The organism is Thermomonas sp. HDW16, assembly GCF_011302915.1.
Taxonomy (GTDB): Bacteria; Pseudomonadota; Gammaproteobacteria; order Xanthomonadales; family Xanthomonadaceae; genus Thermomonas.
On record NZ_CP049872.1, the window covers coordinates 2304430 to 2325968 of the forward strand.

Genomic DNA, 21539 nt, shown 5'->3' on the forward strand with positions numbered 1-21539 from the left:
TCATGCGCGTCGCAGCGCCCCGAACGGAATGTCGCGGCGCAGGCGATAGCCCATCGTTTCGTAGAGTGCCTTGGCTCGTTCGTTCGAATACGCCACATGCAGGAATGGCTGCTTCCCCGAGCGCAGCGTTTCATTGGTGAGGAAAGCAGTGAGTCGCCGCGCGCAACCGCGGCCGAGGAAATCCGGATGCGTGCAGATCGCACTCATCTCGCGCGCATCCGGCGCCCCAAGGCGTTCACCGATGATGGCCGCAAGCCGACCGTCCACGTACATGCCGAAGTAGCGGCCGAGCTCCATCGTGCGCGTGCGGAAGTAATGCGGGTACACGAGCGCGGTCAATGCCAACACGTCGGCACGATGGCGTTCATCGAGCTCGATGATCTCGGGGCCGCCACTGACCGAGAGTTCGTGGTCGCAATGCATCTGCGCCAAATCGTCAAAAGGCTCCAGCAGCCACCCGACGGGCAAACGTGCAGGAACGACGCCGAGCACCAGCACGCTGTCGCCAACCTGCACCAGCGCTTCCAGCGCATCGGCCAGCCTGGCATCCGCATTGGGTATGCCGAGGAACGGGGCGAATTCACCTGGATAGCGCAGCACCTCGCCATGCCGCAAGGCCACGTCGGCATGGATCGAGTCCAACGCCGAAAAAAACGGGTTATCGAGCGCGCTCGTCGTCATCCGTGCAGTGTAGCCACGAGCCGATCACGTGTTATTTCTCCCCCTCTGTCGAAACTCGGCATTCCGATTCGTCGCAATGGGGTCGGCGTACTCGCGCCGCCCCACCTCAAGGAGAACACCATGTCCTACATCGACGGTTTCGTGATCGCGGTACCGACCGCCAACCGGCAGGCATTCATCGACTTCGCTCGCGAATTCGATCCGATCTTTCTCGAATACGGCGCCACCCGCGTACTTGAATGCTGGGGCGAGGACGTGCCGCATGGGAAGCAGACCGATTTCTACCGCGCGGTGGCCGCAAAAGACGACGAGACGGTGTGTTTTTCGTGGATCGAATGGCCGGACAAGGCCACCCGCGACGCCGGCATGAAGAAGATGATGGAAGACCCGCGCATGGATCCGAACAACCCGATGCCGTTCGACGGCGCACGGATGATCTATGGCAGCTTCGCGCCGGTGCTTGAGCTCAACGCCTAGCGCACCATGCACGCATTCCAGCGCGCGTTCACCCGTTCGGCGAACCAGGCCGTGGTCAGCTTGCGGGTGATCTTGGGGCTGTCCAACGCGATATCCGGCACCCGTGCACGCACGACCGGCTTGCCTGTGCCCATGCCGTCGGCGATGGCGTACACGCGCTGGTAAAGATCCGTATTCGCGAACGAGGCGTTGCGGCCCTGCGCCAGGGCTGCACGGATACCGGCTGCATCCAGCCCGAGCCGCGGCGCGATCCTGCGCAACGCTGTTTCGGTCGCGCCGGGCTTGTCCATCGTCGCACCGGGCGCCAGCAGGTCGCCGTCGCGTACCAATTGCGTGCCGCTGGCGATCGCCGCCGCCTGCTGGAACGCGGCATTGCGGCTGGCGTACCAGCCCGCGTTGAAGTCGGCGAAGCGGTACAGCGACCGATCGTAGTCGACCGGATAACCCAATAAATGCTTGATACCGAAATACAGGCCGCCGCGCCGGCTGAACACCTCGCTGCGAACCGAACCCTCCACCGGGTACGGATAACCACGCAGGTGACGCTGGGCGAAGTCGATGCGCACCTGCATCGGTCCGCCGGTGCGCACCGGGTTGTAGCGCGCGAACAGACGCTGGCCCATCGGCACGCGATGGGTCATTTCCTCGAACAGTTCGGACAATTCCTGCTCCGTGCGCAACGCGTCGATGCGCTGCGCATAGGTACGTCCATCCGGGGAATGAAAGCGCAATGCCGCTTCGACCATGAAGTGCGGGACATGCAGTTTTTCCGCGCGCCGGTCGATCTCCGCACGCGCGATCTTCGCCAGTCCCGGCACCGGCGGATCGGCGCGATAGGTGGATTCCTGCTCGATCACCGCCAACACCGCGCACAGGTTCGACGTGCTCGCATCGAGCCGCTGCGCGGCAAACGCGGCCTGGATATCGCGCGCCCAGCCATCGCGATCATGCAAGGTGGCCGGCAATTTGCGCAGCAACTCGGCACGCACCTGCTCCGGCGTGCGTTGCGGTTCGCAAGCAGGCAGGCAGGCAATGCCCAGGCACAGGGCGAGCAACAGAGGGACTCGATGGCGTCGTGGAACAGGCGTCATGCGGCATGGCCGGCAAAGTTCCGCGCAGGCTAGCAGGCACAGCTGAACGGCCCTCGACCTGCGATCATGCACGGATGACATCGCCCACCCGCTTCGCCGACCTCGCCTTGGCCCCGTCCCTGCACCCGGGCCTGGACGCCCTCGACTACACCACCCTGACCCCGATCCAGGCGCAGGCCCTGCCCGCGATCCTGGAAGGCCGCGACGTGATCGCGCAGGCGCCGACCGGCAGCGGCAAGACCGCCGCCTTCGGGCTGGGCCTGCTGCAGGGCATCGATGCCGGCGCGGTCAGCACGCAGGCGCTGGTGCTGTGCCCCACCCGCGAACTGGCCGATCAGGTGGGCAAGCAGCTGCGCAAGCTCGCCACCGGTATCGCCAACCTGAAACTTTCGGTGCTGTGCGGCGGCATTCCGCTGGGCCCGCAACTGGCCTCGCTCACCCATGCGCCGCATGTGGTGGTGGGCACGCCCGGTCGCGTACTGGAGCTGGTGCAGAAGGATGCGCTGGATCTGCGCAAGGTGCGCACGCTGGTGCTGGACGAAGCCGACCGCATGCTGGACATGGGTTTCGACGAACCGATCCGCGCCTTGGTGAAACGCACACCGAAGGATCGGCAGACGTTGTTGTTCTCGGCCACGTTTCCGGAATCGATCCGCACGCTGGCCAAGGCGATGCTGCGCGAACCACTGGAGGTCAGCGTGGATGGCGGCGCGCAACCCGCGGCGATCCGCGCGAATTTCTTCGAAGCCGATCCCGCCCGCCGCGCGCAACAACTGGCCGCGCTGCTGCTGCAATTCAAGCCGGAATCGACCGTGGTGTTCTGCAACATGCGCCGCGATACCGAGGAAGTGGTTGGCTCGCTGGCGCATTACGGCTTCACCGCGCTCGCCCTGCATGGCGACATGGAACAGCGTGATCGCGACGAAGTGCTGGTGCGCTTCGCGAACAGGAGCTGCAATGTGCTGGTCGCCAGCGACGTGGCGGCACGTGGTCTCGACATCGACGATATCGACGCAGTGGTGAATTACGAGCTGCCCACCGATGCCGACACCTATCTGCATCGCGTCGGTCGCACCGGCCGCGCCGGGCGCAATGGCCTTGCATTGAGCCTGGTTGCGCCGCAGGAACGCGGACGTGCGGCGCTGATCGAGGAACGCCAAGGCAATGCGATCCGCTACGAGCGCATCGCCCCGCTCGATGGCAAGCCGCACGACGTGCCGCAAGCGGCGATGGTCACCCTGCGCATCGATGCCGGCCGCACCAACAAGCTGCGCCCAGGCGATATCGTCGGCGCATTGACCGGCGATGCCGGCGGCCTGCCCAAGGACGCCATCGGCAAGATCGACGTGTTCGCGACGCGCAGCTATGTGGCCATCACGCGCGCCGAAGGCGGTCACGCACTGACGCAATTGCGCGCGGGCAAGATCAAGGGACGCAAGTTCCGCATCAACCGGCTCTGACCGCCGCATGCGCCGTCGACAGGGCATGACCTGATTGCCTGTTGCAATAATTCGATATTTCTGGAATTATCGAATCATGAACACCGAGACCGCCCTATCCGCCCTCCGCGCCCTTGGCCATGAGTCCCGGCTGGCTGCGTTCCGCCAGCTGGTGCAGGCCGGCCCCGAAGGGCTCTCCGTCGGCGAGCTGCGCGACCGCCTGGACTTGCCACCCGCCACCCTGAGTGCACACCTCAACGTGCTGCGCGCCGCAGGCCTGGTCGATGACGAACGCGAAGGACGCGTCATCCGCGTCCGCGCCAACTACCGGCAGATGAGCACCCTGCTCGGCTACCTCACCGAGAACTGTTGCGCCGGCACCGTGGATTGCGGGCCGGCGTCCGCCTGTGGTCCACGCAAACCAGGAGCCAAGCCATGAACCGTTTTCACGTGCACCTCAACGTCGCCGACCTCGCCGGCAGCGTCCGCTTCTACCAGGAACTGTTCGGCGCCGAGCCCAGCGTGCTTAAGCCCGACTACGCAAAGTGGATGCTCGAGGATCCGCGCATCAACTTCGCAATCTCCAATACCGGCCGCGCGCCCGGCATCGACCACCTCGGCCTGCAGGTCGACAGTGGCGAGGAACTGGCCGCGCTCGGCCAGCGCCTGCAGGCTGCCGGTGGCGCGCTGGTACCGGAGAACGCGACCATCTGCTGCTACGCGCAGTCCGACAAGACCTGGACCGAAGACCCGCAAGGCACGCGCTGGGAAACCTTCCACACCTTCGGCGATGCGACCACCTATCACGCCGGCGAAGCCGCCTGCGCCACCGATGGCGCGTCCTGCACACCCGACGTGAACGCGATGAAGCCGATGAGCGAAAAGACCGGGGCCTGCTGCGCACCGCAGTCCGGCTGCTGCTGATACCCATCCACCCATGACGATCGCCATGAACACGCCGCCCTACAACATCCTGTTCCTCTGCACCGGCAACAGCGCACGGAGCATCCTTGCCGAAGGCCTGGTCAACCACCTCTCGAACGGTCGCTTCAAGGGTTACAGCGCCGGCAGCCAGCCGATGGGCCGGGTCAATCCGCTCGCCATCGAAACCCTTCAGCAGCTCGGTTGCGACACCAGCGGCATGTCCAGTAAGAGCTGGGACGTGTTCGCCGGTGAAAATGCACCGAAGATGGATTTCGTCATCACCGTCTGCGACAGCGCGGCAGGCGAAGCCTGTCCGTATTGGCCCGGCACGCCGATGACCGCGCATTGGGGCTTCGCCGATCCTTCGCATGTGGAAGGTGACGATGAAACCAAGCGCCTCGCGTTCGCGAAGACCGCGCAAGCCATCGCCCATCGCCTGCGGCTGTTCCTGTCGCTGCCGATGGATAAGCTGGACACGCTTTCGCTGCAACGCGAGCTGCGCCAGATCGGTACCGCAGGATGATCGCGCTGCACCGTCGCCTGCTGGCCGAAGCGCTTGGCACCCTGTTGCTGCTGACCACCGTGGTCGGCTCCGGGATCATGGGCGTGGCGCTTTCGGCCGGCAACGACGGCATCGCGTTGCTGGCGAATGCTGCGGCCACTGCCGGCATCCTGTACGTGCTGATCGCGGTGCTCGGGCCGATCTCCGGCGCGCATTTCAATCCGGCGGTGACGCTGGCGATGCGCATGCGAGGTGAAATGACATCGCGCGATGCGGCCGCCTATATCGCCGTGCAGGTCATCGCCGCGATTGCCGGCGTGTTGCTGGCGCATGCGATGTTCGATCAATCCTTGCTGCAACCCGGCACGCACGCGCGTACCGGCGGCGCGCAATGGCTGAGCGAAGGCGTGGCGACCTGCGGGCTGATGTTGACCACCCTGCTGGGCCTGCGCCATCGCCCGAACGCCATTCCGGCGTTGGTGGCCAGCTACATCTTCGCCGCCTACTGGTTTACCGCCAGCACCTCGTTCGCCAATCCGGCAGTGACCATCGCGCGTGCGTTCACACATACGTTCGCCGGCATCCGCCCGCAGGACGTGGGCGGCTTCGTGATCGCACAACTTGCGGGCACGCTTGCGGCCATCGGCATCGCAAGCGTGCTACTCGGACGCAAAGAGCCTGTGTCAGCGCGCGACTGATCCTTCGGCGGCGACCACCGAACGCCACCAGCGTTCACCCGCATGCGGCGCATTGATGTCGATGCGCTCGCCCATGATCGGCGTGGCGATATTCACGCCACGCTCGCTGCCCAGCGCCAGTACGCGCTCAAACGGCTCGTTCCAGGCATGCATCGCAAGATCGAAGGTGCCGTTGTGGATCGGCAGCAGCCAACCGCCGCGCAGGTCGAGGTGCGCCTGCATGGTCTGCTCCGGCTGCATGTGCACATACGGCCATTGCGTGTTGTAGGCGCCGGTTTCCATCAGGGTAAGGTCGAACGGGCCGAAGCGGCGGCCGATCTCGGCGAAGCCGTCGAAGTAGCCGCTGTCGCCGCTGAAATAGACGCGCTTGTCGCCGTCCACGATCACCCACGAACCCCACAGCGTGCGGTTGCCGTCACGCAGGCCGCGCCCGGAGAAATGCTGGGTCGGCGCGAAGGTGAACTGCACGCCGTCGATGCCGATGCCCTGCCACCAGTCGAACTGACGCACCTTGTCGCGCGGCACGCCCCAATCGATCAGGCGGTCGCCCACGCCGAGCGGGGTGAGGAACAGGCTGGTCTTGCTGGCGAGTGCCTTGATCGCGGCCTTGTCGAGGTGATCGTAATGGTCGTGCGAGAGCAGCACGCCACGGATCGGCGGCAATTCGTCCAGCGCGATCGGCGGCGCGTGGAAGCGCTTCGGGCCGAACCATTGCACCGGCGAAGCACGCTTGGCGAACACCGGATCGGTAAGCCACCACTTGCCGCGCAGCTTGATCAGGATGGTCGAATGGCCGAGGCGATACAGGCTGCGATCCGGCGCGGCATCGAGCTCCGCGCGTGAGAGCTTATGCACCGGGATCGGCGCATGCGGCTCGGTGTTCTTCGGTTTGTTGAAGAAGAAATCCCACATCGTGGACGCGCCCGGTTCCGCGGTGGTGGCGGGCTTGGGCGTGCTGTTGCGGAACTGGCCGTCGGTGAATTGTTTCGATTCCGCGTAGTCGCCGAGCGGCGCACGCAGGCATTGGGAAGCGGTCAAGGCGATGAATCCAAGCAAAAGGGGGATGAGCAGCAACCTGGGCAACCTGCGCTGGCGGTTCGGCTTCGGGGTGGAGTCGATGTCAGGCATGTAGGCAGTTGCTTTGGCTTGGAGAAGACGTGGGGATGGATCGGCAGCAGGCAAGCCCCCACCGGAACGCCTGTGCGCGGGATTAACGCAGGGTTGTGGTGGCTGTTTCGCTCAGCCCTTGTCCGCGGCAATCGCCATCGGGTTCGGCGTGGGCTGCGCGACCCGCCGCAAAGTGTGGCGGTCGGTGTGCATGAACGGCTCGGGCACACCCTTGATCATCAACACCGTGGTCTCGTCGTAGCTCCAGGTGTCGTCGTCATTCACGGTCACGGTGATGCTGAAACGCTCGGTGCGGAAATTTTCTTCGAGGAAAATGTTCGAGCATATGCCGTTCTCGGTACTGCCGCGTTCGGCGTCCAGGCTGAAGCTGCGCGCATCGGCGGCGGCCTGCCCCTTGGCCAGCGCGATCTGCCCGCGCGGGATGGTCAGGCTCTGCAGGATGCAGCCGGTGGCCGGCTCCCACAGCCAGAAGCCCACCTGCTCGTGATACATGTCCACTTCGCCCGGTTTGACGATGCGGGTGTGGTAACGCAGGCCGTAGAACAGCTGCGGGCCATTGGTCTGCGGATCGATCGGCTGCAGCTCGAAGCGCTCGATGTAGCGCTGGCTCTCCGCGCCATCAGCGGTGGGCTTCACGTCCTCGCCCTGGTCGTTCTCCCAGATGCCCGCCAGCGGTCGCAGCGGGCCGAGGTTGTCCAGGGTATGCGGATCGGGATCGGGCTCATCGAACAGGTGCTTGGGGAACTTGGACATCGGTCTGCGCCACTCGTTGTGCGGATACGCGAACCTTGATTGATCGGCGCGCGCTCGGCAACCCTGCGTACTTTTCCACGCGGACGCTAGACTGGCCGGCATCGAAACCGGGATACACCGCCGCGTGCGCCAAATCGCCGTCCATCGCTATGTCACTCCGCTGCGCGAGGGCGGCTCGCTGCCGGCCGTGGTGGAAGGCGACGACCTGGGCCTGTACGTGCTCAAGTTCCGTGGTGCGGGCCAAGGCGCGCGTGCGCTGGTGGCCGAGTGGATCGGCGGCGAAGTGGCGCGCGCGTTGGGATTGCCGATGCCGGAAATCGTCGCAGCCACGCTGGACCCGATCCTGGCCAGCACCGAGGGCGACCCGGAGATCCAGGACCTGATCCGCGCCAGCGCCGGCCTGAACCTGGCGCTGGACTATCTGCCGGGCGCGGTCACTTTCGATCCGGCGGTCGATGTCGTGGATGGCGAACTGGCCTCGCGCATCGTCTGGCTGGATGCCTTCCTCTCCAATGTCGACCGCACCGCGCGCAATGCCAACATGCTGATGTGGCATCGCAAGTTGTGGCTGATCGACCACGGCGCTGCCCTGTATTTCCACCACGGCTGGGATGGGCGGGATGCCGATCCGGCCAGCCGTTTTCCGCTGATCCGTGACCATGTGCTGCTGCCGTACGCCGACCGGATCGAAGCGGTCGATGCCGACTGCGCTGCGCGCCTTGGCGATGACGTGTTGCGCGACATCGTGATGCAATTGCCAAATGAGTGGCTCGGCGGCGAAGAGCTGCTGGCCGATCCCGATGCGCATCGGCAGGCCTATCTGGATTACCTGATCCGCCGCGTCGCGCAGCGCCAGGGCTTCGTGCAGGAGGCGATCAATGCACGCGCTTGAAACCTACGATTACGCGGTGATCCGTGTGGTACCACGGGTCGAGCGCGGCGAATTCGTCAATGCCGGCATCCTGCTGTCGCGGCAGCGGCCGGCGTTCCTGGAAGCGCGCATCCACCTGGATGCTGCGCGCGTCCTGGCGCTGGATCCCGCCGCCGACATCGAAACCATCCAGCGACATTTGCAGGCCTTTCCGGCGATCTGCAGCGGCGCGCCCGGCTCCGGCCCCATCGGCCAGCTGCCGCTGCGCGCGCGCTTCCACTGGCTCACCGCGACGCGCAGTTCGATCATCCAGACCTCGCCGATCCACAGCGGGCAATGCACGGAGCCGGCCATCGCCATCGAACGCCTGCTGGCGCAGATGGTGCTGCCGCCTACCGCATAAGCGTCAGGCCGCGACCACCCGCACGGGCACCGATTTCGCCGCCGGCGTGCCGCTGGTCTTGTCGTAGTAGTCCAGCGGGATCAGCGGATTGAGCTCCGGGTAATAGCCGGCAATCGCGCCGCGCGGCATCGGGTAGTCCAGCACGCTCAGGCCTTCGACACGACGCGGGATGCCGTCCGTACTGATGGTCTCCAGCGCCACTTTCTGTCCTTCGACCAAACCGCGATCCGCGATGTCCTGCGCGTTCATGAACAACACCATGCGGTCGTTGTACACGCCGCGATAGCGGTCGTTGTAGCTGTAGATGGTGGTATTGAACTGGTCGTGCGAACGCACCGTGGCCAATCGCAGCATCGCTGGGTCGTCCACCACGGCGTTCACGTGCAGGCCCGGCAACGGCAGGAAATTCGCCTTGCCATTCGGCGTCTTCCACACGAGGCGACGCGGTGCCACGTCCAGGTGGAAGCCATTCGGCGCCTGGATCTTCTGGTTGAAGCCTTCGTAGATCTCCGGATACACCTCGGCGATCTTGTCGCGGATCGCTGCGTAGTCGTCGGCGTAACGCGCCCAGTCGGTCTTGCTGTCCGGCAACGCGGCCATCGCCATGCGGCAGACGATCTCCACCTCCGGCATCAGGTCCGGGCTGGCCGGTTCCAGCACCCCGCGTGAAGCGCTGACGTTCGACATCGAATCCTCGATGGTCACGAACTGTTCGCCCAGCCCCGTGATAAACCGCTCCGAGCGCGCCACTACCGGCAGGATGAGCGCATCCTTGCCGTGCACCATGTGCCCGCGATTGAGCTTGGTGGCGATGCCCACGGTCAGGTCGAGCTTGCGCATCGCCGCGTAGGAACGTTCGGTATCCGGCACCGCACGCACGAAATTGCCGCCCATGCCGATGAATACCTTGGCGCTGCCGTCCAGCATCGCCTCCACGCTTTCCACCGTGTGGTGACCCCAGTCGCGCGGCGGCTCGAAACCGAACACCTCGCGCACGCGATCCAGGTATTCCGGCGACGGGCGTTCATCGATGCCCACCGTGCGGTCGCCCTGCACATTGGAGTGGCCGCGGATCGGGCTGATGCCGGCACCCGGCTTGCCGTAATTGCCCTTCAGCAGCAGCAAGCTGGCCACCTGCTGCAACAACTGCGACCCCAGCTGGTGCTGGGTCAGGCCCATGCCGTAGCAGATGATGGTGGCGTTGGAGCGGATGTAGATTTCCGCGCAGCGGCGGATCTGTTCTTCCGCCAAGCCGGACACTTCCACGATCTCCGCCCAGTCCTGGGCGAGCGCGTCTTCGCGGATGGCCTCGATACCGACGGTGTGTTCGCGGATGAACTCGTGGTCGAGCACGGTTTCGCCAGCGGCTTCGCGCTCGAACATCACCTTCATGATGCCCTTGATGAAGGCCAGGTCGCCGCCGATCTTGATGTGGACGAATTCGCTGGAGACCTTGGTCGAGCCGAAGGTCGCCATCTGCAGGATGTCCTGCGGCTCGGTGAAGCGGATCAGCGCGCGCTCCGGCATCGGGTTCACCGCCACGATGGGGATGCCGCGTTTCCGCGCTTCGACCAGGTTGGTCATCATCCGCGGCGAATTGGTGCCGGTGTTCTGGCCGATGACGAAGATCGCCTCGGCGTGGTCGAAATCCTCCAGCACCACCGTGCCCTTGCCTACCCCGATCGCCGGCGGCAGGCCGCGACTGGTCGGCTCGTGGCACATGTTGGAGCAGTCCGGGAAATTGTTGGTGCCGAATTCGCGAACGAAGATCGAATACAGGAAGGCCGCTTCGTTCGGCGTGCGGCCGGAGGTGTAGAACTCGGCCTGGTGCGGGCTTTCCAGCCCGCGCAGGTGCTTGCCGATCAACGCAAACGCGTCGTCCCAGCTGCAGGGCACGTAATGGTCGGTCGCGGCGTCATAGCGCATCGGTTCGGTCAACCGGCCCTGCATTTCCAGCCAGTAATCCGACTGTTCCATCAGCTCGGTGACGGAGTGCTCGGCGAAGAACTCGCGGGTGACGCGGAACTTGGTGGCTTCGTGCGCCAGCGCCTTGGCGCCGTTTTCGCAGAAATCGAACAGCTTTTCGCAGGCCTGGTCCGGAAACGCACAGCTCGGGCATTTGAAGCCGCCGGGCTTGTTCATCTTCAGCAGCGCTTCGGAGCCCTTCACGATCACGCTTTGCTGCATCAGCACCTTGGCGGTGGCCGCCGCTGCGCCCCAACCGCCGGCCGGCGCGTTGTAAGCCTTGTAATAGGGTGTCTTGCCGTTGCCCATGCCAGCACTCCATCGCGGGTCGATGGCACGACTTTACTCCGATGCCGGGCGCTGCCACAGCCCCGCGTTTTCGCTAACCTGCGCGAATGGACAAAATGCAAACGCCACCCGCCGGGCTCACCCACCTGCTCGACCCCAACACGCTTACCGGCGCACTGGTGCTGGCCGCAGCCGCCTTCGCCATCGCAACGATTGTCGTTGTGTTGATCCGCCGCTTCACCCGACGCCTTGAAAAGCGGATGTCTGACGTGACCGTGCTGCGCTTCGTCAGCCTGCTCATCCAGCTGGCGGTCTATCTGTTGGCGCTGGTGCTGTACGCGCACCTGATCCCGCAGCTGCGTTCCGTCGGCACCGCGCTGCTCGCCGGTGCCGGCGTCCTCTCCGTGGTGGGCGGGCTGGCCGCGCAGGACACCCTGGGCAACCTGATCGCCGGTTTCTCGCTGGTGATGTCCGGGGCGATCCGCGAAGGTGAAACCATCAAGCTTTACACCCCGGTTGGCCTGATCACCGCACGCGTGCACCTGATCTCGCTGGGCTTCACCCTGCTGGTCGATGCCGACGGCAACGAGATCGTCGTGCCCAACAGCGTGATCATGACCAGCGCGATTGCCCGCATCTCCCAGGAAAACGCCACCGGCGCGAAGTAACCCGTCGCGCGATCAGCCCGGCTTGCTCGTCGCGATCTCCCGCAACGCGCGCTCGAACACTTCCACGGGCTGCCCGCCGGAGATCAGGTGCTTCTGGTCGATGATGACCGCCGGCACGCCATTGATACCGTTGCGACGGAAAAATTCCTCGGCCGCACGCACATCCGCAGCGTATTCGCCCGAGGCCAGGATGGCACGTACGCGCTCCGAATCCAGCCCCACGCTTGCTGCAACGGCGACCAGCGTGTCGCGGTCGGAAACATTCTTGCCCTCGCTGAAATAAGCGCGCAGCAGGGCATGCTTCAACTCCCGCTGCTTGCCCTCGATGCCAGCCCAATGCAGCAGGCGATGCGCATCGAACGTGTTCCAGGTGCGGCTGCGCGCATTGAAATCGAAGTCGAACCCAAGCTCCGCGCCGCGCTGGCGAATGCGCTCCTGGTTTTCGTCCAACTGCGCATCCGGCATGCCGTACTTGCGCTGCAGGTGTTCGCGGATGTCTTCGCCTTCCGCCGCCATTTGCGGGTTCAGCTCGAATGGCTGGAAGTGGATGTCCGCCGCCACCTGCCCCTGCAATCGTTGCAGTGCTTGCTCCAGCGAAGTCAGCCCGATCGCGCACCATGGACAAACCACGTCGGAGACGAAATCGATACGCAGCGGAACGGGGGCAGTAGCCATGACAGGAATCCAGTGGGTAATACCGCTTATGTGCCGGCGCAAGCCATTCGTTTCAAGTCACGCAACACTGCGTGCCATCAGCGTCACGGCATCGGCTGCTTGAGCCTTTGCTTCCGCTGCATTGTTCAGGCCTTCAAACCCGCCACGACTTCCGACACATCAAACCCGAGCTCCAGCTGCAAGCGCACGTGCTCGCGTTCCTTGCGGGACAGAGCGCGGCCCATTTCAATGCGCACGTCCTCCGCCTGCAGGATGCGCATGATCCGCGGCAAGGCCGAGCCGATGGTATCCGGGCCGTAGCCGGCTTCGCGCAGGGCGGCCTTGATCAGCGCTTCAGCGTCCATGGCATGTCCGAATGGGTGTTGGCCTTGCATTGTGCGCCTTGTGCCTGCAGCGGCTCACAGCATCGGCAGCTTGAGCCCCTGCTCCTTCGCGCAATCCTTCGCGATCTCATACCCGGCATCCGCGTGCCGCATCACGCCGGTGCCCGGGTCGTTCCACAGCACGCGGGCGATGCGCTTGTCGGCTTCTTCCGTGCCATCGCACACGATTACCACGCCGCTGTGCTGCGAATAGCCCATGCCGACGCCGCCACCGTGGTGCAGGCTGACCCAGGTCGCGCCGCCTGCGACGTTGAGCATGGCGTTGAGCAGCGGCCAATCAGACACGGCATCGCTGCCATCCATCATCGACTCGGTTTCGCGATTGGGCGATGCGACTGAACCGCTATCGAGATGATCGCGGCCGATCACCACCGGCGCCTTCAGTTCGCCATTGCGCACCATTTCATTGAAGGCCAGGCCCAGCTTGTGGCGCAGGCCCAGTCCAACCCAGCAGATGCGTGCCGGCAGGCCCTGGAAGCTGATGCGCTCGCGCGCCATGTCCAGCCAGTTGTGCAGGTGCGCATCGTCCGGGATCAGTTCCTTGACCTTGGCGTCGGTCTTGTAGATGTCTTCAGGATCGCCGCTGAGCGCAACCCAGCGGAACGGACCCACGCCGCGGCAGAACAGTGGGCGCACGTAGGCCGGCACGAAACCGGGGAAATCGAAGGCGTTTTCGCAGCCTTCGTCCTTCGCCATCTGGCGGATGTTGTTGCCGTAATCGACGGTGGGGATGCCGACGGCATGGAAGGCCAGCATCGCCTCCACGTGCACGCGCATCGACTTCTTCGCGGCGTCGCGCACTTTCTCCGGATGCTGCTTCTGTTCGGTGAGCCACTGCTCCACCGTCCAGCCGATCGGCAGGTAGCCGTGCACTGGATCGTGCGCGCTGGTCTGGTCGGTCACGCAATCCGGGCGCACGCCGCGCCGCACCAGCTCCGGCAGGATTTCGGCGGCGTTGCCGAGCAACGCGATGGATTTCGCTTCACCAGCCTTGGTGTATTTCTCGATGCGCGCGAGGGCGTCATCGATGTCGGTCGCCTGCTCATCCACATAGCGCGTGCGCAGGCGGAAATCGATACTGGTCTGGCGGCATTCGATGTTGAGCGAACACGCGCCGGCCAGCGATGCCGCCAGCGGCTGCGCGCCGCCCATGCCGCCAAGACCGGCCGTCAGAATCCATTTGCCCTTGAGGCTGCCGCCGTAATGCTGGCGGCCCATTTCCACGAAGGTCTCGTAGGTGCCCTGCACGATGCCCTGGCTGCCGATATAGATCCAACTGCCCGCAGTCATCTGGCCGTACATCATCAGGCCCTTCTTATCGAGCTCGTTGAAGTGTTCCCACGTCGCCCAGTGCGGCACCAGGTTGGAATTGGCGATCAACACGCGCGGCGCATCGGCATGCGTCGGGAACACGCCGACTGGCTTGCCGGATTGCACCAGCAGGGTTTCGTCATCGCCTAGGGTTTTCAGGGTTTCCAGGATCTTGTCGTAGCTGGCCCAGTCGCGTGCGGCGCGGCCGATGCCGCCGTACACCACCAGCGAGGTCGGGTCTTCCGCCACTTCCGCGTCCAGGTTGTTCTGCAGCATGCGGAACGGGGCTTCGGTCAGCCACGAACGGCAGTTGAGCTGGTTGCCGCGCGGTGCGCGGATCGAGCGGGACGGATCGTGGCGGCTGGACATCGAGGACGGCTCCTGCAAGCGAAGCCGCGATTATCGCATCCGGCCACGACCCGACTCGACGGTACGGTTCGATGATGGCGGCGATGCTTGGGTATCATCGGCCGATGCCATTGCTACGCAGCTTCTTCGCTCTTCTCCTGCTGGCTGTCGCCGGGTGCGCGCATCGCCCCGACGCGACGCAGGCAGCACCCACCGTACTGTTGGTCTCGATCGATGGACTTCCGGCCGATACGGTCGGCAGCGGTCGCATGCCGGCCCTCGATGCCATCGCCAGCGAAGGCGTGCGTGCGGACTGGCTCAACCCCAGCTATCCCACGCTGACTTTCCCGAACCATTACACGCTGGCCACCGGCCTGCGCCCGGATCGCCACGGCATCGTCCATAACAACATGCAGGACGCGTTGCTCGGCAAGTTCGTGTCGAAAGAGGCCAGCGCGCGCGATGGCCGCTGGTGGGGCGGCGAGCCGATCTGGGCCACGCTGCAGCGGCAGGGCGGGATTGCAGCCACGATGTTCTGGCCGGGATCGGAAGCGGAAATCGCCGGGCAGCGGCCGCGTTTCTGGAGACCGTTCGACGGCACCCTCTCGGTGCAGGCGCGAGTGGATCAAGTGCTGGCGTGGCTGGATTTGCCGCCGGCGCAACGACCGCGGCTGGTCACGTTGTACATGGAGCAGTTCGATGTGGCGGCGCACGCGGCAGGCATGCATTCGTCGCAGGCAATGCAGGCGCTTGCCGACATCGATGCCGGGCTTGAGCGGCTGCGCGATGGCCTGCACGCACGCGGACTCGACAATCAGGTCGACCTGATCGTGCTATCCGACCACGGCATGGCCGATGTGCGTGGCGAGAACATCCGCTATCTCGATGACCTGGTGCCGGCCGATGCGATCAGTGTCGAATACGCCGGCCAGGTCGTCGGATTGACGGCACAGCCCGGGTATGAAGCCGAGGTCGAGCGGACGCTGGTCCGTCGCCACGACCATTTCCAGTGCTGGCGCAAAGGCGAAACGCCGCAGCGCTGGCATTTCGGCAGCAACCCGCGTATCCCGCCCATCGTCTGCCAAGCGGACGACGGCTGGCGCGTGTGGCTGCATCGCTGGCCCGCGCAACCGGCGCTCAAGGGCGAACACGGCTTCGCGCCGGAAGATCCCGGAATGCGCGCGGTGTTCACGGCCATCGGCCCGTCGTTCCGTGGCGGCACCCGCCTGCCTGCATTCGACAATGTCGACGTGTATCCGTTGCTGACGCATCTGCTGGGCATCGCCCCGGCAACCAACGATGGCGATCTCGCGCCGCTGCGTCCCGCCTTGCGAGACGCACGATGATCTTCTGCCGGCGCATCGACAGCCCGGTCGGCCCACTGATGCTGGCGGCGGACGAGAGCGGCCTGCGCCATATCGAATTCCGCGACAACCGCCACCCTGCCGACCGCAGCGATTGGCATGGCGGCGACAACGACATCCTCAACGCCACTGAAGCGCAACTGCGCGAATATTTCGATGGCGAACGCCGCGATTTCGACCTGCTGTTGGCGCCGCAGGGCACCGACTTCCAGCGCGTGGTGTGGCAGGAACTGGCGCGGATTCCCTACGGCGTCACGATCAGCTATGCGCAACTCGCGCAACGCGTTGGCAATGCCAGCGCGATGCGCGCGGTCGGCGCGGCGAATGGGCGCAACCCGCTGCCCATCGTGCTGCCCTGCCATCGGGTGATCGGTGCGGATGGATCGCTCACCGGTTTCGGCGGCGGCCTGCCGACCAAGCAATTCCTGCTGCGGCTGGAAGGCGCGCTGCCGGGCGAACAAGGCGGGCTCTTCTAAGGAACGGCGTTCTAGGCCAGCAAGTCCTTCATCGCGGCGCGATAGCGCGCGGCAATCGCGTCACGGTTGCGATGCCGGCCATCCTCCACCACGCGCGTGCCTGCGACTTCGACATCGCGCACCACGTTCGCGTTGCCGCTGAAGATCCAGCGATCCACCACGTCCGCCTCGACCGCACCGGCCAGGATCGGCGCATCCGCATCCAGCACGATGCGGTCATCCGCCGCGAAACCGGTGCTGTCCGCCGCGCTTGCCAGCGCCCCATCCAGCAGAGTCACGCCAACACTCGGCACGCGCATGCTGGACGCGATATTGCGACGGCGTGCGAACAAGCGCTGCCCGTATTCCAGCCAGCGCAATTCCTCCACCGGCGATACCGAGATATGCGAATCCGAGCCCACGCCCCAACGGCCGCCGGCATCCAGGTAATCGCGTAGCGGGAACAGGCCATCGCCCAGGTTCGCTTCGGTCGTCGTGCAAATCGCCGCCGTTGCGCCGCTGCGGGCGATGCCCTGCACTTCGGCATCGTCCAGATGGGTGGCGTGCACCAGAGTCCAGTGCGCATCGACCGGCGCATTGTCCAGCAGCCACTGCACCGGCCGCGCGCCACGCACGGCCACGCATTCGTCCACTTCTGCCGTTTGTTCGGCGATATGGATATGGATGCGCGCATCGTCCGGCAATCCCGCCAGCACTTCGCGCATTGCAACTTCCGGCACTGCGCGCAGGCTGTGCAGCGCGCAGCCGATGCGCACGCTTTCGCCTTCGTCGTCGCGCAGAGTGTCGAGCAGGCGCAGGTAGGCCTCGACCTCGTGGCCGAAGCGGCGCTGGCGTTCGGACAATGGCCGCCCATCGAAACCGCCGCTCATGTACAGCACGGGCAACAGGGTGATGCGGATGCCGGTATCGCGCGCGGCGCGCAGCAATGCGCGAGACATCGCCGCGTGATCCGCGTACGGCCGGCCATCCGGCGCATGGTGCAGGTAATGGAATTCGCAGACCGTGGTGTAGCCGGCTTCCAGCATTTCCACGTACAGCTGCGAAGCCACCGCGTGCAGCAATTCGGGGTCGAAGCGCGCGGCCATGCCGTACATGGTTTCGCGCCAGGTCCAGAACGAATCGGCGGGATCGGTCTGGCGTTCGGCCATGCCGGCCATCGCACGCTGGAAGGCGTGCGAATGCAGGTTGGCGATGCCGGGCAGGGCCCAGCCGCGTGGCGTGCGATATGGTGCTGCTGGTTCAGGCATGCACGCATTCTGCCCGAGCGACTGACGTGCCGCATGCGACAATGCCGCAATGCCGATGCAACACGATCCCGAAACCGGCCTGGACGGGTTGCTCTCCGCCCAGCTCTGGAAACGCCGCGCCGTATTGTGGGGTGGCGCGGTGCTGGTGGCATTGGCGGCGATCGCCTTCGCCAAGGCCAGCGATTCCGCCTTCGGCCTGTTCCATCGCGCGGTCGCGGCATCGCCATGGTGGTCGTTGGCGATCACCCCGGCAATGTTCGCCCTGCTGGCCTGGGTCACTTCGCGCGGGTTGCAGGCAACTCGCGGCAGCGGCATTCCGCAGGTGATCGCCGGCTTGCGCATGAATGCCGAAGAACGCCAACGACATCTTTCGATGAAGGTCGCGGCGGCAAAGATGGCGCTGACCGTAGCCGGGCTGCTGGGTGGCGCGTCGATTGGACGGGAGGGGCCCACCGTGCATGTCGGCGCCGGCATCATGCACGCGCTGGGCCGGCGTTTCGGCTTCCACGACGACTACCAGGCACGACGATTCCTGCTGGCAGGCGGCGCCGCCGGCATCGCTGCGGCGTTCAACACGCCGCTGGCCGGCGTGGTGTTCGCCATCGAGGAACTTGGCGGCGCCTTCGAGCACCGCTTCTCCGGCACCCTGCTGACCGCGGTGATCGTCGGTGGCGTGGTGTCGCTGGCATTGCTCGGCAACTACACCTATTTCGGCCGCGTCAACGTGGTACTGCCCTTGCGCCAGGCATGGCTGGCAGTATTGCTGTGCGGCACCGTGTGCGGACTGGTCGGCGGCGCGTTCAGCCGCATGTTGCTGGCCTCGATGGATGGCAAGCCACGTTGGTTGGGCGCGTTGCGCCGGCAGCATCCGGTGCTGTTGGCGGGCCTGTGCGGCTTGACCCTGGCGGGTCTTGGCATCGCGTTCGGCAATGGCGCGTTCGGCACCGGCTACGAGCAGGCACGCAGCCTGGTGCAGGGCCATGCATTGGTCAGCGGCGAATTCGGCTTGGTCAAGTTCGCCGCCAACCTGGTGTCGTACGTGGCCGGCATCCCCGGCGGATTGTTCTCACCGGCATTGGCGGTCGGCGCCGGTCTCGGCCAGAACCTGTCGATGCTGATGCCACATGCGCCGGCCACTGCATTCGTGTTGCTGGGCATGTGCGGCTACCTGACCGGCGTCACCCAGGCGCCGCTCACCTCGGCGGTGATCTCGATGGAGATGACCGACAACCAGGACATGTTGTTGCCGATCCTGGCCACGGTGCTGATCGCGCGCGGGGCGTCGGCACTGGTCTGCCGTGTTCCCGTGTACAAGGCGCTGGCGCAACGCTTGCTGCCCGCGAATCCCGCCAAACCGACACCTGTGGAGTCCGCCACGTGAATCAACCGCGTTTCGATGGCCTGCTGCTGGGCGCCACGCTGGCCACGCTGGATGCAGATGCCGGCTATGGCTTGGTCGAGGATGGCGCACTGGGCTGGAGAGATGGCGTCATCGCGTATGCGGGCGCACGCCATGCCCTGCCCGGCGACATCGAAGACCTGGCCGACGAAGTGATCGAAACCGATGCGCTGATCACCCCGGGACTGGTCGATTGCCACACCCACGCGGTCTTCACTGGCGACCGTGCCGCGGAATTCGAGCTGCGCTTGCAGGGCGCGAGTTATGGGGAGATCGCACGCGCGGGCGGCGGCATCCTGTCCACCGTGCGCGCGGTGCGTGCAGCAAGCGAAGACGAGCTGTTGCGACAATCGGAACCACGCGTTGCTGCACTGATTCGCGATGGCGTGACCACGCTGGAGATCAAATCCGGCTACGGGCTGGACTTCGACAATGAACGCAAGATGCTGCGCGTTGCACGCGCACTCGGCGAACGCCACGGCATCGAGATCAAGACCACGTATCTCGGCGCGCACGCGTTGCCGCCGGAATACAAGGACGACGCCGACCGCTATATCGATGCCGTGATCGACTGGATGCCGCGCCTGCATGCCGAAGGCCTGGTGGATGCTGTGGATGCGTTCTGCGAAGGCATCGGCTTCACGCCCGCGCAGACGCGACGTGTGTTCGAAGCTGCTCGTGCACTCGGTCTGCCGGTGAAACTGCATGCCGACCAGCTCAGCGATCTTGGCGGTGCAGCGCTATCGGCGAGTTTCGATGGCCTGTCCGCCGACCACATCGAATACACCGGCGACGATGGCGTGCGCGCGATGGCCGCACACGGCACCGTCGCGGTGCTGCTGCCCGGCGCTTTCCATGTATTGCGCGAAACGAAACTGCCGCCGCTCGATGCCCTGCGTGCGCATGGTGTGCCGATGGCGGTGGCCACCGACTGCAACCCGGGCACCTCGCCCCTGCTGTCGCTGCGGCAGGCCATGCAACTGGCCTGCACGCATTTCAGGCTGACCCCGGAAGAAGCCCTGCGCGGCGCCACCGTCAACGCGGCGAAAGCATTGGGGCTTGCGGATCGCGGCGTGTTGCGCGTCGGCCTGCGTGCGGATTTCGCCCTGTGGCAGATCCAACGCCCCGCCGAGCTTTGTTATTGGTTGGGCGGACGCCTGCTGCAAGCCACGTATGCCGGTGGCCACCGGCTCGCCTGATCGCCTTGCACGACCCAACGCGGAGAACGCCATGCGCCATCGCTTGCTCGTCGTTTCGCTCTCGCTCGCACTGCCCCTGCTGGCGGCCAGCGCACAGGCACAGGACGCCGCCGATCGGCTGGCGCAAGACGCGATCATCGTCGATACCCATATCGATGCACCTGGCATCCTGATGGACAAATGGCGGATCTTGGCGCCGAAGCCAAGGATCGCGAATTCGACTATCCAAAGGCGCGCGCCGGCGGCCTGGACGTGGCGTTCATGTCGATCTACACCTCGCCGAAGCAGGACGACGACGGCAGCGCCTGGCAAGTCGCCAACGAAATGATCGACGGCGTGGAAGCGCTGGTGCAGCGGCACCCGGACAGGTTCGCCATCCTCACCTCCCCGCGCGACACCAACCGCCTGCTGGAAGACGGGCGCGTACTGCTGCCGCTGGGCATGGAGAACGGCGCGCCGCTCGGCGACAAGCTGGCGAACGTGCTGTTCTTCTTCGACCGTGGGGTGCGCTACATCACCCTGGCGCATAGCGCGGCCAACCGCATCGCCGATTCTTCGTATGCGCTTGAGAAAAAATGGAATGGGCTGAGCCCGTTCGGCCGCGACGTGGTGCGCGAGATGAATCGCCTGGGGATCATTGTGGATGTCTCGCACCTGGGCGATGCCTCGGCGAAGGAAGCGATCGCGCTGAGCACGGTGCCGGTGATCGCCAGCCATTCGGCCTTCCGCCATTTCACTCCCGGCTTCGAGCGCAATATCAGCGATGACATCGCCAAGGCCGTTGCAGCCAAAGGCGGCGTGGTACAGGTGCCGTTCGGCACCGCCTTCATCGACCCCGCCAGCGCCGCCGATACCCAGGCGCATTTCCGCGCGATCAACGACTTCAACCTGCGCAACACCGAACTGAAGGCGCAAGGCAAACCCGGGCAGGATCGCACCGCCTTCGACAAGGCCTGGAACGAGGCGCACCCAACACACAGCAGCACGCTGGCGCAGGTGCTGGACCAGATCGACTACGGGGTGAAGCTGATCGGCATCGACCATGTCGGGATCGGCTCGGACTTCGACGGCGTCGATGGCGAACTGCCGGCCGAACTCAAGACCGTGGCCGATTTCCCCCATCTGGTCGCCGGCCTGCAAGCGCGTGGCTACAAGGACGCCGACATCCGCAAGATCCTGGGCGGCAACCTGTTGCGCGCATGGACGGCGATTGAAGCCGGCGCGAAAAAGCCCGCACGCTGATCCGCAC

At 65.3% G+C, this 21539-nt stretch carries 23 protein-coding genes; 14 read left to right on the forward strand and 9 right to left on the reverse strand.

Annotated features, from left to right (window positions below):
• A complete protein-coding gene (locus G7079_RS10835) occupies positions 1-681 on the reverse strand; it encodes a GNAT family N-acetyltransferase (protein ID WP_166057316.1) in 681 nt (226 codons plus the stop codon).
• A gap of 120 nt (positions 682-801) precedes the next feature.
• Here G7079_RS10835 and G7079_RS10840 point away from each other — a divergent pair, with 120 nt between their 5' ends.
• The gene (locus tag G7079_RS10840; protein WP_166057317.1) at positions 802-1158 is read left to right on the forward strand and encodes a DUF1428 domain-containing protein; all 357 of its coding nucleotides are present in this window, start codon (positions 802-804) and stop codon (positions 1156-1158) included.
• Here the strand turns inward: G7079_RS10840 and G7079_RS10845 are convergent.
• A complete protein-coding gene (locus tag G7079_RS10845; protein ID WP_166057318.1) occupies positions 1155-2249 on the reverse strand; it encodes a DUF1615 domain-containing protein in 1095 nt (364 codons plus the stop codon). The genes G7079_RS10840 and G7079_RS10845 overlap by 4 nt on opposite strands.
• Positions 2250-2323: 74 nt before the next feature.
• Between G7079_RS10845 and dbpA the strand changes: the two genes are divergently transcribed.
• The 5 genes from dbpA to G7079_RS10870 all read left to right on the forward strand — a co-directional run bounded on the left by dbpA (position 2324) and on the right by G7079_RS10870 (position 5812).
• Positions 2324-3709 (forward strand): ATP-dependent RNA helicase DbpA, encoded by a 1386-nt coding sequence (dbpA, locus tag G7079_RS10850; protein WP_166057319.1) that lies wholly within the window; start codon positions 2324-2326, stop codon positions 3707-3709.
• A 76-nt stretch (positions 3710-3785) separates the two neighbouring features.
• Positions 3786-4127: a metalloregulator ArsR/SmtB family transcription factor gene (locus G7079_RS10855; RefSeq protein WP_166057320.1), complete on the forward strand. Its 342-nt coding sequence runs from the start codon at positions 3786-3788 to the stop codon at positions 4125-4127.
• Positions 4124-4612 (forward strand): ArsI/CadI family heavy metal resistance metalloenzyme, encoded by a 489-nt coding sequence (locus tag G7079_RS10860; protein ID WP_166057321.1) that lies wholly within the window; start codon positions 4124-4126, stop codon positions 4610-4612. The genes G7079_RS10855 and G7079_RS10860 overlap by 4 nt, the downstream gene beginning before the upstream one ends.
• 13 nt (positions 4613-4625) lie before the next feature.
• Positions 4626-5135, forward strand: coding sequence for an arsenate reductase ArsC (locus tag G7079_RS10865; RefSeq protein WP_240906173.1), 510 nt, complete (start codon positions 4626-4628; stop codon positions 5133-5135).
• A complete protein-coding gene (locus G7079_RS10870; protein WP_166057322.1) occupies positions 5132-5812 on the forward strand; it encodes an aquaporin in 681 nt (226 codons plus the stop codon). The genes G7079_RS10865 and G7079_RS10870 overlap by 4 nt, the downstream gene beginning before the upstream one ends.
• Here the strand turns inward: G7079_RS10870 and G7079_RS10875 are convergent.
• Together G7079_RS10875 and G7079_RS10880 are read right to left on the reverse strand one after the other, a co-directional pair.
• A complete protein-coding gene (locus tag G7079_RS10875) occupies positions 5798-6895 on the reverse strand; it encodes an MBL fold metallo-hydrolase (RefSeq protein WP_206203276.1) in 1098 nt (365 codons plus the stop codon). The genes G7079_RS10870 and G7079_RS10875 overlap by 15 nt on opposite strands.
• A gap of 156 nt (positions 6896-7051) precedes the next feature.
• Entirely contained in the window at positions 7052-7693 is a 642-nt protein-coding gene (locus G7079_RS10880; RefSeq protein WP_166057324.1) for a heme-binding beta-barrel domain-containing protein, read from the reverse strand.
• A 124-nt stretch (positions 7694-7817) separates the two neighbouring features.
• On the opposite strand from G7079_RS10880, the gene G7079_RS10885 reads away from it, so the two are divergent.
• On the forward strand, positions 7818-8585 hold the full coding sequence (locus tag G7079_RS10885; protein WP_166057325.1) for a HipA family kinase: 768 nt from the start codon (positions 7818-7820) through the stop codon (positions 8583-8585).
• The gene (locus G7079_RS10890) at positions 8572-8967 is read left to right on the forward strand and encodes a DUF3037 domain-containing protein (protein ID WP_166057326.1); all 396 of its coding nucleotides are present in this window, start codon (positions 8572-8574) and stop codon (positions 8965-8967) included. Before G7079_RS10885 ends, G7079_RS10890 begins: the two co-directional genes overlap by 14 nt.
• Before the next feature lie 3 nt (positions 8968-8970).
• On the opposite strand, the gene G7079_RS10895 is transcribed toward G7079_RS10890, so the two are convergent.
• Complete coding sequence (locus G7079_RS10895; RefSeq protein ID WP_166057327.1) at positions 8971-11241, reverse strand: FdhF/YdeP family oxidoreductase; 2271 nt, start codon at positions 11239-11241, stop codon at positions 8971-8973.
• An 86-nt stretch (positions 11242-11327) separates the two neighbouring features.
• Between G7079_RS10895 and G7079_RS10900 the strand changes: the two genes are divergently transcribed.
• On the forward strand, positions 11328-11888 hold the full coding sequence (locus G7079_RS10900; protein ID WP_166057328.1) for a mechanosensitive ion channel domain-containing protein: 561 nt from the start codon (positions 11328-11330) through the stop codon (positions 11886-11888).
• A gap of 12 nt (positions 11889-11900) precedes the next feature.
• Here the strand turns inward: G7079_RS10900 and G7079_RS10905 are convergent, their stop codons facing one another.
• The 3 genes from G7079_RS10905 to hutU form a co-directional block, all read right to left on the reverse strand.
• Complete coding sequence (locus G7079_RS10905) at positions 11901-12563, reverse strand: DsbA family oxidoreductase (RefSeq protein WP_166057329.1); 663 nt, start codon at positions 12561-12563, stop codon at positions 11901-11903.
• A 125-nt stretch (positions 12564-12688) separates the two neighbouring features.
• Complete coding sequence (locus tag G7079_RS10910; RefSeq protein WP_166057330.1) at positions 12689-12907, reverse strand: polyprenyl synthetase; 219 nt, start codon at positions 12905-12907, stop codon at positions 12689-12691.
• 54 nt (positions 12908-12961) lie between these two features.
• The gene (gene hutU / locus G7079_RS10915; protein ID WP_166057331.1) at positions 12962-14626 is read right to left on the reverse strand and encodes a urocanate hydratase; all 1665 of its coding nucleotides are present in this window, start codon (positions 14624-14626) and stop codon (positions 12962-12964) included.
• A gap of 104 nt (positions 14627-14730) precedes the next feature.
• On the opposite strand from hutU, the gene G7079_RS10920 reads away from it, so the two are divergent.
• Both G7079_RS10920 and G7079_RS10925 read left to right on the forward strand, forming a co-directional pair.
• Positions 14731-15951, forward strand: a complete 1221-nt coding sequence (locus G7079_RS10920) for an ectonucleotide pyrophosphatase/phosphodiesterase (RefSeq protein ID WP_166057332.1) — start codon at positions 14731-14733, stop codon at positions 15949-15951.
• Positions 15948-16445, forward strand: a complete 498-nt coding sequence (locus tag G7079_RS10925) for a methylated-DNA--[protein]-cysteine S-methyltransferase (protein ID WP_166057333.1) — start codon at positions 15948-15950, stop codon at positions 16443-16445. The genes G7079_RS10920 and G7079_RS10925 overlap by 4 nt, the downstream gene beginning before the upstream one ends.
• 11 nt (positions 16446-16456) lie before the next feature.
• On the opposite strand, the gene G7079_RS10930 is transcribed toward G7079_RS10925, so the two are convergent.
• Complete coding sequence (locus tag G7079_RS10930) at positions 16457-17692, reverse strand: formimidoylglutamate deiminase (protein ID WP_166057334.1); 1236 nt, start codon at positions 17690-17692, stop codon at positions 16457-16459.
• Between the two features lie 49 nt (positions 17693-17741).
• On the opposite strand from G7079_RS10930, the gene G7079_RS13430 reads away from it, so the two are divergent.
• The 3 genes from G7079_RS13430 to G7079_RS10940 all read left to right on the forward strand — a co-directional run bounded on the left by G7079_RS13430 (position 17742) and on the right by G7079_RS10940 (position 21532).
• A complete protein-coding gene (locus G7079_RS13430; RefSeq protein ID WP_240906174.1) occupies positions 17742-19073 on the forward strand; it encodes a chloride channel protein in 1332 nt (443 codons plus the stop codon).
• A complete protein-coding gene (gene hutI / locus G7079_RS10935; protein ID WP_240906175.1) occupies positions 19070-20290 on the forward strand; it encodes an imidazolonepropionase in 1221 nt (406 codons plus the stop codon). The genes G7079_RS13430 and hutI overlap by 4 nt, the downstream gene beginning before the upstream one ends.
• A 180-nt stretch (positions 20291-20470) precedes the next feature.
• Positions 20471-21532: a dipeptidase gene (locus G7079_RS10940; protein WP_166057336.1), complete on the forward strand. Its 1062-nt coding sequence runs from the start codon at positions 20471-20473 to the stop codon at positions 21530-21532.
• Positions 21533-21539: the final 7 nt, after the last annotated feature.

Bases quoted from the DNA above. Each gene is read 5' to 3' on its own strand.
- G7079_RS10870 (WP_166057322.1), top strand. From the start codon at position 5,132: ATGATCGCGCTGCACCGTCGCCTGCTGGCCGAAGCGCTTGGCACCCTG.
- G7079_RS10910 (WP_166057330.1), bottom strand. From the start codon at position 12,907: ATGGACGCTGAAGCGCTGATCAAGGCCGCCCTGCGCGAAGCCGGCTAC.
- dbpA (WP_166057319.1), top strand. From the start codon at position 2,324: ATGACATCGCCCACCCGCTTCGCCGACCTCGCCTTGGCCCCGTCCCTG.
- G7079_RS10890 (WP_166057326.1), top strand. From the start codon at position 8,572: ATGCACGCGCTTGAAACCTACGATTACGCGGTGATCCGTGTGGTACCA.
- G7079_RS10925 (WP_166057333.1), top strand. From the start codon at position 15,948: ATGATCTTCTGCCGGCGCATCGACAGCCCGGTCGGCCCACTGATGCTG.
- G7079_RS10940 (WP_166057336.1), top strand. From the start codon at position 20,471: ATGGCGGATCTTGGCGCCGAAGCCAAGGATCGCGAATTCGACTATCCA.
- G7079_RS10880 (WP_166057324.1), bottom strand. From the start codon at position 7,693: ATGTCCAAGTTCCCCAAGCACCTGTTCGATGAGCCCGATCCCGATCCG.
- G7079_RS10920 (WP_166057332.1), top strand. From the start codon at position 14,731: ATGCCATTGCTACGCAGCTTCTTCGCTCTTCTCCTGCTGGCTGTCGCC.
- G7079_RS10895 (WP_166057327.1), bottom strand. From the start codon at position 11,241: ATGGGCAACGGCAAGACACCCTATTACAAGGCTTACAACGCGCCGGCC.
- hutU (WP_166057331.1), bottom strand. From the start codon at position 14,626: ATGTCCAGCCGCCACGATCCGTCCCGCTCGATCCGCGCACCGCGCGGC.
- G7079_RS10855 (WP_166057320.1), top strand. From the start codon at position 3,786: ATGAACACCGAGACCGCCCTATCCGCCCTCCGCGCCCTTGGCCATGAG.
- G7079_RS10930 (WP_166057334.1), bottom strand. From the start codon at position 17,692: ATGCCTGAACCAGCAGCACCATATCGCACGCCACGCGGCTGGGCCCTG.
- G7079_RS10865 (WP_240906173.1), top strand. From the start codon at position 4,626: ATGACGATCGCCATGAACACGCCGCCCTACAACATCCTGTTCCTCTGC.
- G7079_RS10900 (WP_166057328.1), top strand. From the start codon at position 11,328: ATGGACAAAATGCAAACGCCACCCGCCGGGCTCACCCACCTGCTCGAC.
- G7079_RS10840 (WP_166057317.1), top strand. From the start codon at position 802: ATGTCCTACATCGACGGTTTCGTGATCGCGGTACCGACCGCCAACCGG.
- G7079_RS13430 (WP_240906174.1), top strand. From the start codon at position 17,742: ATGCCGATGCAACACGATCCCGAAACCGGCCTGGACGGGTTGCTCTCC.
- G7079_RS10860 (WP_166057321.1), top strand. From the start codon at position 4,124: ATGAACCGTTTTCACGTGCACCTCAACGTCGCCGACCTCGCCGGCAGC.
- G7079_RS10845 (WP_166057318.1), bottom strand. From the start codon at position 2,249: ATGACGCCTGTTCCACGACGCCATCGAGTCCCTCTGTTGCTCGCCCTG.
- G7079_RS10835 (WP_166057316.1), bottom strand. From the start codon at position 681: ATGACGACGAGCGCGCTCGATAACCCGTTTTTTTCGGCGTTGGACTCG.
- G7079_RS10905 (WP_166057329.1), bottom strand. From the start codon at position 12,563: ATGGCTACTGCCCCCGTTCCGCTGCGTATCGATTTCGTCTCCGACGTG.